Origin of the sequence: Sorangium sp. So ce124, from assembly GCF_051525235.1 — a bacterium.
Taxonomy (GTDB): domain Bacteria; phylum Myxococcota_A; class Polyangia; order Polyangiales; family Polyangiaceae; genus Sorangium; species Sorangium atrum.
Genome location: NZ_CP150312.1, coordinates 4,835,630 through 4,848,962, shown reverse-complemented (window position 1 = coordinate 4,848,962; position 13,333 = coordinate 4,835,630). Strand labels below are relative to the sequence as shown.

5 protein-coding genes are annotated in these 13,333 nt (G+C 72.0%); 1 reads left to right on the top strand and 4 read right to left on the bottom strand.

The genetic code is table 11. From position 1 onward, the window contains the following. Window positions 1-57: 57 nt before the first annotated feature. The 4 genes from WMF19_RS18195 to WMF19_RS18180 all read right to left on the bottom strand — a co-directional run bounded on the left by WMF19_RS18195 (window position 58) and on the right by WMF19_RS18180 (window position 8,671). On the bottom strand, window positions 58-861 hold the full coding sequence (locus WMF19_RS18195) for a hypothetical protein (RefSeq protein ID WP_437900252.1): 804 nt from the start codon (window positions 859-861) through the stop codon (window positions 58-60). A 302-nt stretch (window positions 862-1,163) separates the two neighbouring features. Continuing rightward, window positions 1,164-5,978 carry a hypothetical protein gene (locus tag WMF19_RS18190; RefSeq protein ID WP_437900251.1) on the bottom strand — a complete coding sequence of 1,605 codons (4,815 nt, stop codon included), beginning with the start codon at window positions 5,976-5,978 and terminating at the stop codon, window positions 1,164-1,166. Window positions 5,979-6,424: 446 nt separating this feature from the next. After that, window positions 6,425-8,353: an ATP-binding protein gene (locus WMF19_RS18185; protein ID WP_437900250.1), complete on the bottom strand. Its 1,929-nt coding sequence runs from the start codon at window positions 8,351-8,353 to the stop codon at window positions 6,425-6,427. 108 nt (window positions 8,354-8,461) lie between these two features. Next, a complete protein-coding gene (locus tag WMF19_RS18180; protein WP_437900249.1) occupies window positions 8,462-8,671 on the bottom strand; it encodes a hypothetical protein in 210 nt (69 codons plus the stop codon). A 629-nt stretch (window positions 8,672-9,300) separates the two neighbouring features. Here WMF19_RS18180 and WMF19_RS18175 point away from each other — a divergent pair. Then, entirely contained in the window at window positions 9,301-13,305 is a 4,005-nt protein-coding gene (locus WMF19_RS18175; protein ID WP_437900248.1) for an RHS repeat-associated core domain-containing protein, read from the top strand. Window positions 13,306-13,333: the final 28 nt, after the last annotated feature.

The following is a 13,333-nucleotide window of genomic DNA, read 5'->3' as shown; positions in this document are numbered from 1 at the left end:
GCACGGGCCGCTCCTTCCGAAGCGACCTTCACCCTCGCGCAAGCTATGCGCTGACCGTCAATCGCGGGTGCGGTAGCGGGAGAGATCTTCGGCCGTAGCCTCGCCGGTGTAGAAGCCGTTCGTGACCCACACCGCGCGCAGCCCCGACTCCTCGACGAGCCCGCGGAAGAGCGGCACGTCGCTCGTGCTCGGCGCGGGCACGCCGAGGGCGGGCTTTCCGTCAAGAGTACGCACGGTGTGGTTGTGGAGGACGACCCAATACTCCCAGCCGGCGGCCACGTCGCGGCGGACCTCGTCGAAGCCATAGAACGCCTTGGGCGGGAACATCGAGTCGCTCGCCCCGAAGTAAATCTTGAGCTCGGACCGGCCGCCGACCTCGCGGCGCAGGATCGACGCGATGAACTCGGTGGGCTGAGTGAGCTCCGAATAGCGCGCGTCCTGGGCCGCGAACAGGGCTGCTTCGAGGCAGCGGATAGGCCGGACGCGACCGGCGTCGCCGTACATCAGCGCGGCGTTCTCGTCCTCGCGGCGCCATAGCGCGCGCTCGGCGTCGTCGCGCGGCTGGGGTGGATCGGCGACCGGACGCTCGAGGTCACCGCCGGCCGCCGCGATCGCCTTACGGTACGCCAGGTACCCGGGCGCGCTCGGCAGCACCTCCTCGAACAGCACCGGAGCGGCCGGCACCTCCCATACCTGCAACACCGCGTTGCCCTCGCGACGCACCACCGTCGGCGCGCCGGGCAGCACGCACCTCGGCGGCGGTGCCTCGGCGGTGCCCGCGACGGCGGCGGGCGAGGGCAGCTGGGGGCCTCCGCAGGCGGCGAGGAGGAGCAGCTGCAAGAGCGTACATCGCGGGCTCACGGCCGGGATCGTGGCACGGAAGGGGGCCGCGCGCGCGGCGATCCGAGTTTGTGTCAAGGTGATCTCTTCGTCGAACGCTTCGTCTTCAATGGCGCCGTGTCACTGGAAAAGAGACGCTCCTATCAACAACCGATCATGACTCGAAGGGGCCGCCTCCCCTCCACAGCCTGCGGGCGCGCCGAAGCCGTGCCCTCGATCGATGCGTGTATATGAACCCCTGTGGCCGGGCATCGAACACGACTTCAGCCGTGTGCTCCTGCGCCGGCGCAGGCGGAGAGTGAACCGGTATCCAGGAGCGCCGATCACTCGATGAGGATCGGCCGCGCCGGGACCACCGCGCGCGGCAGCTCCTCCTGCGCCACCCGGGCCTGCGCCTCGGGCGCTGTGACCTTCCCGGCAAGGGCGAAGCGCACCGGGATCTCGACCAGCGTCGAGAGCCGGCTCGCCTCCACAGAAGCCCGAAGCGCGAGGACGCCGTTCACCTGCCGCACGCCCCCGAGCGGCGCGGCCAGCGACACCCCTGGCGGAAGCGGGATGCGCACGTCGACCTCGATCGGGCGGCCCAGCGTGTGGCGCATCGAGACCGCGAGCTTGCCCGTCGTTCCCGCGCGCAGGCGCTTCGGCCAGGAGATCTCCACCTGCACGGGGCTCGCCGCGGCGGCCGGCGGCCGGCTCCAGCGCCGGAGCGCCGGGCGCTCCAGGCGCGCCACGACCGCGGGCCCCGCCACCTCGACCGTCACCTCCGTCGCGCCAGCGTCGAGCGGCACCACGAGCCGCCCCGACGGCCCGACCTCCACGTCGCGGCGCGCGCCGCCCGACGTCACCGTGACCCGCGCCACCCCGCGGCCCTCGCCCCCGTGGGCCAGGAGCGCGCGCACCACCGCGCGCGTGCTGGCCGGCGCGCCGTAGCCGCCGCGCACGTCGCGCTGCACGCCCACCCAGCCGAGGAGCTTCGCGGGCGACGCCGCGCTCCGGCCGAGCCCGGCGGCGCGGAGGAGCGCCGCGTAGACCACCGCGCGCGCGCTCCGATCCTCGGCCTGACCCGGCGGCAAGGTGATGCCGCCGGTCGGGAGCAGCGCCACCCAGGCGCGCAGCCGGTCCGCCACGTTCGCGGCCAGCGCTGCCCGGTGCGGCCGCTCCGCGAGCGCGAGCAGGACCCGGGCGAGCGCCACGCGATCGCCGCTCTGGATCACGTCGTCCAGCGTCCTCGTGACGAGCGCGTCCCAGCACGCGTTCACCGCGCCCCCCGCCGGCGAGGGCTCGACCTCGAGCGCGTCGAGCGCTGCCGCGGGGTGCAGCGGCTCTGGCGGGCAGCGCGCGTCGATCTTCGGCAGCTCCTCCGCCGCGGACGCGGGCGCGAAGGTGCGCGCCCGGAGCGCCGGAGGCCAGAAGCCCCGGTCCTTCTTGCTCTCCTTGTACGCGAGCAGCCGGCCCACGGCGCGGCGGCCGATGTCCTCCGCGCGCGCGGCGATCGGCGCGCCATCGCCCCCCCGCGCGGCGGCCCAGCGGCCCACGAGCGCCGCGACCTCCACCGCGTCCGCCATCGCCCCGGCAGACGAGAGCCGGTCGGGATCCATCGCCTCGAGCGCCGCGGTGAGCGCGCCCGCGAGGCCGCGCTCGACGACGAGCCGCGGGCGGCCGGTGGGCTGGTAGCGCTGCGCGTCCGCCGCGACGCTCAGCGTGGCCGTGGCGCCGCCCTCGACGACCTGGGCGATGTTCAGATCGGTGGGCTCGCCCGCGGGGCGCACCTCCCACGCGTGCACGAGCGTGTCGCCCGGGGTCCCCTGCGCCTTCAGGGCGACCGCGAGCTCCGCCCGCCCGGCGCGCAGCGCCCGCACCCGCGCGCGCACCGGCGCCGCGCCCCCCGCGGGCACGTCGACCGCCACCGCCCGGCGGCGTGGGTCCGCGAGCGCGGCCACGCCGCGCGCCGTGAGCTCCACGATCGCGCGGAGCGGCCTCGGCGAGCGGTTCCGGACCGAGATCTCCACGTCGACCTCGTCGCCCTCGACCCACGCGGCGCCCGCCTCCACGCGCGCGGAGAGCGGCTGTGCGGTGGGCACGTCGAGCGTGGCCGTGGCCGGCGTGGCGCCGTCCGGCACGCCCACGAAGACGAGCCGGAAGGTCGTCTCGACGTCGCCGAGCGGGATGCGCATCCGCAGGCGACCATTCCCGTCCGTGCGCTGGGGCGGCGACCAGAAGAACACGCCCCGCGGCGCGCCGCTCGACGTGCGGTGGGCGCCGCCCAGCCTGCCGTGGCCTGAACCGAACCCGACGCCGGAGCCCGTGCCCCCGCCGCCGGTGCCGATGCCGCTCAGGCCGAGCCCCTCGCCAAGCGACGTGCCCGTGAGCTCCTCCAGGAGGCTCTCCCACGCCGACACCGTGGCGTCGCCGACCTCCATGTCGAACTTCGCGTCGACGAGGCGATCCTCGCCGACCGCCCTGGCGTACGGCGTGCCCGAGCGCAGCACGCGCTCGAACGGATCGCGCACGTCGTCGCCCGTGCCGATCCGGCCGTCGGGCCCCGGCGCGTGCAGGGCGAAGCCGCGCCGCACCGTGAGGAACGGCGTGGGCGGCGCGGTCGTCGGGGTGAACTGGATGGTGCCGCCCCAGGGATCGAGCAGGAGCGACTCCTCGAGCTGCGCGTCGCGCACCAGGCGGCGGAGCAGCGCGTTCGGATCGCGGAGCGCCGGCTCGTCGGGGTCGAGCAGCCGCTCGCGCCGGAACGCGCGCGCCGCCGCGAGGATGCGGAAGAGCTTGAGGCGGGTGACGCGGCGAGCGACGTGATCGAACGTGACCTGCGGGTCCACCGCCAGGAGGTCCGCGAGCGAGAGCGGCTCGCCGCCGGGCGTCTCGGGGGGCGCATCCATGGCGGCCGTGACCAGGGTCATCAGCTCGGGGTTCCATGCATAGGCGCCGCCCGGCCCGCGGCGGCGCACGTCGCGCAGCCGCTCCGGGTCGCTGGTGGCCTCGAAGACCGCCCCCTCGAGCGAGCGAAGCACCTGGCCGAACGCCTCGTCGAGCGCCGCCCGCGCGGAGCCGGCCGGATCGTTCGCCGGTGCGATCGCCTCGCGCGCCCGCGCGCCGAGTTCCGCGCGCCGGAGAGGATCGAGCGCGGGATCGCCCTGCAGGAAGGCGCCGCAGCGCTCGGGCTCGACCATGCCCTGGCAGAGCCGCGCGCGCGTGTCGAGCGCCGCGAGCCCGCCGACGCTGCCCCCGCCGTGCAGATCCACGACGACGGCCGCGACGGTCCCGGGCAGGCCGCGGCTGCCCCCGTCGGTGAGCGCGAGGTCCACGTCGACGGCGCCGCGCGGGGCCGCGCGGCCGCCGGTCATGCGGGCCTCGAGCCGAGGGAGGACGCGCGGCGTGACGAGCACCGCGCCGCCCGCCTGCCGCGCGGCGGCGCCCGGCCGAGGAGCGGCGGCGCTGAGCGTCCAGACGCCGGCCGCGCCCTCGGGCAGGCCGAGCGCGCCGCCCTCCGGGCCTCCGGCGATCCAGGCGCTCGCCGCGCGGGCCGCGTTGTCCGCCTGGACGATCACGCTCCAGCCGGCGCCGTCCGCTGCCCTGCCGCCGTCCCCTGCCCTGCCGCCCGCCGGCCGCCGGTCGGCGCGGGCGTCCGCGCCGCGGGCGTCGACCACGCGGAGCGGGAGCGCGTCGCCGGCGCGGGCGAGGAGCCGCTCGGGCCGGAGCAGCGCCGAGGCGTCGCGATCGACGGAGACGCACAGCGCGAACGGCTCGCGCCGCGACGCGAGCGCCGGGAGCTCGCCAGCGGGCCGCACGCGCACCGCCGCCGCGACGCCGCCGGCGCACGGCCCGACGTTGCGGAAGGCCCCGAGCTCGACGGGCGCCTCCCAGGTCACCTCGGCCTCGCCGTACGCGTCGGTGGTCACGGCGGCCCGGAGCCCGTCGCCCTCGACGGTGAAGGTGCCCTGCACCGGCTTCCGCCGCGCATCGCGGACGCGCAGGAGCATGCGCTGAGCGACGCCTGGAACGATCGCGCCCGCCTCCGGGAGCAGCGTCGCCTCCGAGGTGGGGCTCTCCACGGAGACGGTGGCCTCGCGCTCGAGCTCGTGCCCCTCGAACGTCGCGCGCGCGACGACGCGCAGCGTGGTCCCAGCGCCCTGCACCACGGTGGTGGGCGCCGTGGCCGCGCCCCGGACCTCGCCGGCCGCGTCGGTGCGCGCGGGCGTCGTGAGCTTCTCCCACGCGGCCCTGTCCTCGGGCGGGCTCGTGCCCTTCGGCCCGGTCCAGATCCGCACCGGCAGCCCGGCCACGGGCTGGCCGGCGCCATCGCGGATCCGGATCACGTAGCTTGCGCGATCCCCGGCGCGCAGATCCTGCTCGGACCACTCGGCCAGCATCTGCGGGGCGCCGGGCGTCTCTTCGCGCGGCGAGAGGGAGATCTCCGCGGCGTTCGACGAGGCCCCCGCCGCGCCCCGCGCGCGGGCGCGGAGGATCCAGCGCCAGCCGGGCTCGTCGATCCACGGGACGGGCACGCGTGTCATGGCGACGCCGGCCGCGTCGGTCGTGACCACGGCCGTGTGCCGGGCGACGCCGCCCTCGAGCAGGCTGACCTCCACGGGGACCCGCGGGGCCGGCTGCCCCGAGGCCTGGCTCTGCACCGTGATCCACGCCGACATCGCGCTGCCCGGCACCACGCGCGTGTCAGGGACGTGCAGGTCGACCTGGAGCGGCGCCAGTCGCTGCACGGTGAGCGTCCGGGTCCGCTGCCGGTCGCCGGCGCGCACGCCGAGCAGCAGCCGGAGCTCGCGCTCGGGCCCCTCGGGGATCGGGACGTCGAGGTGAGCGCGCCCCTTCGCGTCGGTGGTGACCCGCACGGGCGGCGGGACGGCGCTGACCTTGCCGAGGTGCTCTGGATCCCAGGTCGCCTCCACGGTGACCGCCTCGAGCGGCCGGAGCGTGATCGCGGTGGGGAAGCCGAGCGCGACGACCTGCACCGGCAGGGTGGCGCCGGGCGCGCCGCGGTCGGGCGCGTGAACGAAGAGGTCGAGGCCACGGGCGACCGCCTCGCGGCCGTCCGTGGCCGCGTCGGAGGTCGCGGCGGTGCCGAGGGCGGCGACGAGGAGGAGGCCGGCGAGCGGAAGGGAAGGCCTGGGCATGGCGCCTTTCGACACCGCGAAGGGGAGCAGGTTCCTGCGCTGTACGGCCCCGGCGCGAGGCGCGATCGGGCCGACTCGCCGTCTGGCGACGGGCTCCGGCGAAGGCGTCGACCACCTGCGGGTTGAGTTTCAAGTCTCAGGCGAGGGTGTCGACGGCTGGTGGCCGGATTCGGCCGCTGGAGGGGCTACACTTCCTTGCGTCGAAACTAGCGCACGAGATCGTCAAGCCGACCGGGTCCAGACAATTTCAGTCAAAACCAGCCACTACTCCCAGGATTCTCTCAGCCACCGCACACGGTCCCGCCAGTGCTCCCGGCTGCCTCCGGGACACCGCACACGGTCCAGCGGAGGCTCCCAGCTATCTCCCGACGACGGTACCAGGCCGTCGGTGAACACACCGGTTGGCATCGTGCCCGATCGCGCATGTAACTTGCGCGGAACCAGCATCAACGCTTCTTCGATCGCGAAGACTGCTCGAACAGCGTTGACACCTCGAGAACAGGGATGACGCGCCGCTTGCCGTCAACCTCATACTCGATCTCGAAGGTGTCCATCGGCGGCGACAGCAAGGACTTCTTGCGCTTCTGGAGAAGCCCCGTGGTATCGCCAGCGATTTGCTCAAAGATAGGCCCATGCCTATGCACTTTCCAGCAAACGACGGCATCTATGGCCTTGAAAAAGTGATCGAGCGGGTTCCCCGCAGAAACGTCGAACTTGAACTCAACCCGCGCCAATGTCGTCTTTGGAGTGATGAGCTGCTGCGCGTCATGTGCTACGCTCGCGATGGCGTCAACACCAATCTTGGCGTTATATTCGAGCACGTGAAGCGGCATGCGGTAACGGCTCGACAGAAGGCCGTACAGATAGAATAGCTCTTGTTCCGAACGTGGCGCCATCATGGGAATAGCCTCGTCCAGATCGAGCGGCGTGAGCCCTGGCACGTCTGAGGGATCGATAACCTCGGCCTTCTTCGGTTTGTCGAGCCAAGCTCGAACGTAGTCTCGCCGACGGTCCATCTGCTGAACCTCGCGCTCACGAAGACCCGAGTGCCTCGCGGAGCGTAGACGCTGGATCCAGTCCCTGAAAGATTCCTCTTTGAGCTTCTCCCGCAACCACTCCACAAGGTAGTTATGTATCGCCGGCGCATGCTCCGTGAAGTTCGAGACATCACCGCGGTTGGCCGTAGGTAAGAACCGCTGATGATTGATGAACACCTGCCAATTGCGAAGGTTCCCGAGATCGTAACCGAGACCATCCGGCGAGGCCTCCTCGAGCGCCCTCACCAGAAGCTCATTCTTGCGGACGACTGGAATATAGTCACGACAAAGCCAGAGACCGAAACGTTCCTCGAAGCCGTAGAGTCCGCGATGGTTCTGCCAGCTCGCCTCCACGTAATATTCCCGCTGACGACGGTTTCCCTCGATGCGACCGATAATCCCGTAGCCGTCTTCGCGCATCCAGTCAGCCGGCGAGCTCAAACGGAGCGCTGTCAGGTCGTCGCGCGCGCCACGTTTGTTGGCGGCCGAGCTCTCGTTGACGTCGGCGAAGCGATGGCCGAAGCTGTGCAGTTCCGGCTTTTGGGCATAGTGCTCGACGTCCTTTCCCCATGCGGCGATCAGATCCTTGTCACGCCCATACATGGGCGTATAGGTAGGTTCCCCATTCACACGAAGATCCACCCTTATCGGGCGCAGAGGGACCTCCTGCGTCGCTAGCCCCTCGACGTGGTCACCTTCGACAGCCTCGTGGAAGGACAGACGTGTATCGAACAGGCCACTCCTCAGATCTCCGATGACTGTGAACCAATCTATATAAGAACACAGGCCTCGACGGCGAAGCAGCTTGTCGGCATCGCCAAAGAGCAGCTGCTCTACCCAGATCGCAGTCCCGCTCTCACGCGCGAACAGACCAAGCTCGACGAGATCCCGTGCTCGCTGCTCATCCGACCCGAGCCAGTGGACATCGATGTCGGCATCCGCCTTCAACTCTGATGGACGCCGGACAGTGCATATCCGCCACGAGGAGTCGCCCTTGCACTTAGTGGCTACTGTCAGCCGTTCACTCGCGAAGAAGAGCTTGGTCCCATGACCCTTGTATCCAATGCGAAGCTGCGCGGCCTTCCTCGACGCACCGATCCCCCAAAACGCGCCCAGACGGTCGTCGTTCATGCCCTCGCCGTCATCCGCGAAGAGAATGCTCGGCTTGTCCGGCGTGGCCTCCCGCCAGGTCCTGATCCAGACCCGGTGCGCGCCGTGATCTTTCGCGTTCGAGAGCGCCTCCCGGACGATCTCGAGGGCGTCAACCTTGTTCTCTCGCAGCTCACGCACCAGATTTTCATGGTCGTGAATGCGCCTGACCTTCCCCGGTTGGCTCATAATTTCGAGCTTACCACGAGCTCGTCGGCGACGGGATCGAGACCTCAGGACCGGTGGGGCCAGGACGTGACAAAGTCCACGTCAGGTCACCTGTGACGTCCTTACGCTTCACCCCGGCGCCACGACCACCATCGCCGCGCGCTCCCCGCCGTCGCTCCCGGCGAGGGAGACCGCACACGGGTGCGGCGCGAAGCCCCGCGCGAACGCCTCCGACGCGATGGCGAGGTGCAGCGGCATGGCCGCGGCGCCGAGCGCGCCGATCCGCTGGGCGGGGCACTCCAGCTGCTGCGGATCGCAGAAGAGCTGCTGCGTGCGCACCGACGCGGGCCCGCGCGTGCGCGGTGGAGAGGCCGACGATCTGTCCCAGCTCGCAGAGGAGCGCGCGCCGCGCGACGCCGGGGCGCGCGAGGACCACGAAGGCCGCGCAGTCGCCGGGGACGAGGGCGTCGAGGTTGTCCGGCCGGAAGAGCCGGCCCGCGGCGTCGAGCGCGGAGGTGCGGCGCGAGGGCGGCGTCGTCGGTGCGCGGGCGCCCCTCGTCGACGCGCGATCGGTCCGGCGAAGGCTCACGGCTGCCTCCGGGACACCGGGATCGGTCCCGCCGAGGCTCACCGCTGCCTCCGGACAACCGGGATCGGTCCCACCGAGGCTCACCGCTGCCTCCGGACAACCGGGATCGGTCCCACCGAGGCTCACCGCTGCCTCCGGACAACCGGGATCGGTCCCGCCGAGGCTCACCGCTGCCTCCGGGACACCGAGATCGGTCCCGCCGAGGCTCACCGCTGCCTCCGGACAGCCGGGATCGGTCCCGCCGAGGCTCACCGCTGCCTCCGGACAACCGGGATCGGTCCCGCCGAGGCTCACGGCTGCCTCCGGGACACCGGACACCCGCCCGCCGCGGGCCCTGTCTTCAAACGCCGGGCGTTACACGGTACATCCGCAGGAGCCCATGGCCCGCACCGCTCCTGTCCCGAACATCCCCGCAATTCCCGGCATGAACCCTGGCGTCTGGATCATGGGAGGAGGAGGCGGCAGTGGAGGTGGCGGCGGAGGGAGGGGCAGCGGGAACGGCGACGGGCAGGGCGCAGGGCCGAACCACGGCGGCAACGGCGCCGGCGGCGGGGGAAAAGGCGCCGGCAGCTGCGGCCCGGGCAGCGGGAGCGGCTGTCCGAACCCGAGCCACGGCAATCGAGGCGGCACCGCGGCCGGGGATCCGGTGGATGTCACGACGGGGCGCGTCTACACCCTCCCGGCGGTCGATCTCGCGCTGGGCGGGCGCATCCCCCTGCTCGTCGAGCGCTCGTACTCGACGGCGCGCGTCGATCGCGACGTCGGCCTGGGCCACGGCTGGAGCCACTCCCTTGCGTGGGAGCTCGATCTGCGGCGGCGCACGGTCTTGATCTGGAGGCCCGACGGGACGTTCATCCGGCTGGACATCCCGGCCGTGGGAGAGGTGCTCCCCATCGAGGGCGGGATGTACTTCACCCGCGAGGAAGAAGGCTACGCGCTCACGCTCGATAGCGGCTCTGTCCTCGTCTTCTTCCGCGCGGAGGAGGAGGCGCGCGGCACCGTCCCGCTGGCGCGCATCGCCGACCGCGCCGGCAACTCCATCGAGCTCCGGTACGAGGCCGGCCGACTTCACACCGTGATCGACAGCGTGGGGAGGGTCATCCGCGTGCGCCGCCACCCCGACGGCCACATCGCGGCGTTCGAGGTGAAGAACGCGGCGGAGCAAGGACGCTGGGTCGCCTTTCGCCGTTACGAATACAGCGATCGCGGCGACCTCGTCGCCGCCGTCGACGCGCTCGGCTGCCGATCGACGTTCGCGTACGAGGAGCACTACCTCACCCAGCGCACCTACCCGGGCGGCCTGCGCGTGTCGTTCCGGTACGACGGCTCCCATCGGTGCGTCGAGACCTGGGCGGAGCACCCGGGGCGAACCGATCCCAGCCTCGCCGACGGGGTGCCCGAGCTCCTGGCGGACGGCGCGACACGGGCGCGCGGCGTCCTGCACTGCGCGCTCACCTACGGAGACGACTTCACCGAGGTCGCCGACTCGCGGCAGATCCGCCGCTACCACGTCAACGGCTTCGGCGCCGTGGATCTGGGCACGTGGGGTCCGGGGGCCCACAAGCTGGAGTACGACGCTCTCGGCAACATCACGGCCTACGTCGACGCGGTCGGCGCTCGATGGCTGTGGCAGCGGGACGGCGACGGCCGCGTGATCGCCGCAATGGATCCGCTGGGTGCGGTCACGCGGTACGCGCACGATCCAGCCGGCCACCTCGTCTCCGAGATCGACCCGCTCGGCAACGAGGTCCGCTACGAGGTGACGCCGTTCGGCAAGCTGCGCCGCGCCCACGACGCCTCGGGGCTGCTCGTGGAGTACACCTACGACGACCACGGGCAGATCGTGGGCGCCACGCTGCCGAACGGCGGGACCACGCGGTTCGTGCTGGACGAGCATGCGAACCGCGTCGAGGTCCACGAGCCCGACGGCGCACGGCGGCGCATCGCCTATGACTTCCTCGGGCGGCCGGTTGCGCTGACGGACGAGCGCGGCCTCGAGACGCGCTACGGCTACGACCCGCGGAGCGCGCTCGTGGCCATCCACCTGCCAGACGGCGGAGTTCACAGGTTCGAGTACGACGAAGATGGCAACATCTCGCGCATCACCAACGCCGACGGAGCGCGCTGCGAGCTCTCCTGGGCAGGCTTCCGCGTGGTCCACGAGCTGCGCCGGCCGGACGGGAGCCGGCTCCACCTGCGGTACGATCGCGAGGGAGATCTGGCGGCCGTCATCAACGACGCCGGCGAGGTCCACCGGCTCGTCCGCGACCTCAGCGGGCGCATCGTCGAGGAGCGCACCTTCGACGGCAGGACGCTGCGATACCGCCACGACGGGATGGGCCGCGTCACCTCGATCGACAATGGCTGGGGGGAGCGGACCGTGCTGGTCTACGATCTCGCCGGCCGCCTCACCGACCGGGTCTACCCGGACGATACCAGGGACCACTTCGAGTACGACGCCGTGGGCCGCGTCGTGGTGGCGGAGAACCCGGCCGCGTGCTGCGAGTTCTCCTATGATGAACGCGGCCGGTGTGTCGAGGAGAGGTCGACCGTGCTCGGCGCCACCGTCTCGGTGCGGAGCGCCTATGACCCGATGGGCAAGCGTGTGCAGCGCGCGACGAGCCTCGGCTACGTCGAGCGCATCGCGCGCGACGCGTCGGGGGCGCCGATCGAGCTCCTGCTCGGCGGGACAGAGGCGGTGCGGCTGCGCGGCGATGCGATGGGCGCGGAGGTCGCGCGGATGCTGCCGCTGGGCGGTGAGATCCGACATGAGCTCGACGCGCTCGGGCGCGTCGTGCGGCGCACCGTGGTGGCACCGATCGAGCGAAGACCCCGCCCCGGAGAGCCGGCCTGGGTCGGCCGGCCGCTCCATCTCGTACACGATCGCGCCTATGCGCTGTCACACGCCGGGGTGCTGCTCGAGACCATCGACATGGATGGGACGCGGACGCGCTACGAGCACGACGCCTGCGGGCGCGTCCTCGCGCTCGCGCGCCTGCCGGAGCGCGCACCGGGCGAGCGCTTCCGCTATGACGGGGCTGGCAACCGGTACGGCGCGCCGGGCGACCCGTCGACGTATGGCCCGGGGGGGCGGCTGCTCGCGCACGGCGACGTGACGTACGCTTATGACGGTGAGGCGAGGCGCGTCGAGAAGCGAAAGCGGCTGCCGGACGGAAGCGCCGAGCGATGGCGGTACGAATGGGGGCTTCACGGCATTCTCGATCGGGTGGTGACGCCGGATGGAGCCGCCGTGCGCTTCGCGTATGACGCGTTCGGCCGCCGCGCGTGGAAAGAGGCGACCGGCGCGGACGGGCAGCGCGCGCTGACGCGCTTCGTCTGGGATGGGGACGTGCTCGTTCACGAGATCCGGCAGACCCGCGACGAGGCGGGAGCACCCGTCGTCGAGCGGCGCACGTACGTCTTCCGGCCCGAGACGCCGTTCCCCCTCGCGCACCGAGACGAGCGCGTCGCCGGCGGCGAGCGGACGGAGAGCGGGTGGGTCCACTACGTCAACGACCACGCCGAGCGCCCCGAGCTCCTGGTCGACGGCGCCGGGCGCATCCTCGCGGAGCTCGATCCGGCGGTGTGGGGCGACGTCACGCCCCGCCCCGGCGCCAAGGCCGACACGCCGCTCCGCTTCCCGGGGCAGTACGCCGACGCCGAGACGGGGCTCGTCTACAACCGCTACCGGTACTACGACCCGGCCGAGGGGCAGTACATCAGCGCGGATCCCATCGGGCTCGCCGGCGGACTGGAGCCATTTGCGTACGCGGCGAACGCGCCGCTATTGCGGATCGACCCGAGCGGGCTCGTCTGGTCGACGGTCAGCGGCAGCGCGGGGCGGTTTGAGCGCGGGAGCCAGGGGACGTACCCGTTCGGAGATCCGGAGCGGGATGCGGGGAACATCCATCCCATCGTGCAGCAGGCGATGCCGCCGAATATGGGGACCGAGCGGGCACCGCTATATCCGGATCGGGACGGACGTCCCCCGACGACATGTGCCGAACCCCGTGCGCTGACCGCGTACATTCGTCAATGGGAACGCCAGAACAATAGGGGGCGCCCACTCGATCCGGACAACCCTCGCGACCACGAAAAGATCCGGGAGTGCCTTGGCTCGATCAAGTCCATCCGCGCGCGTGAGGAAGACGGAACGCCGAGACGTCCCTGCTCCAACTGCAGCCAGACGCTGGCGAACCTGAACGCGCGCTGGGGCGCGCCGCGGACGGATGGGAACGGGATCATCCCTGGCTACGGTCCGCCGGGGGAGCGCGGCCGCCGCTCCAATTGGTCGCGGCCGAATCCGGCCTGGCTTCGCGCAGCGATGGCCGCCGACACGGGGACCTTCACGCCCATGGTCGATTACAAGCAACCCGCACGCTGAGATGACGGCAATGCATGAGAACATCCTG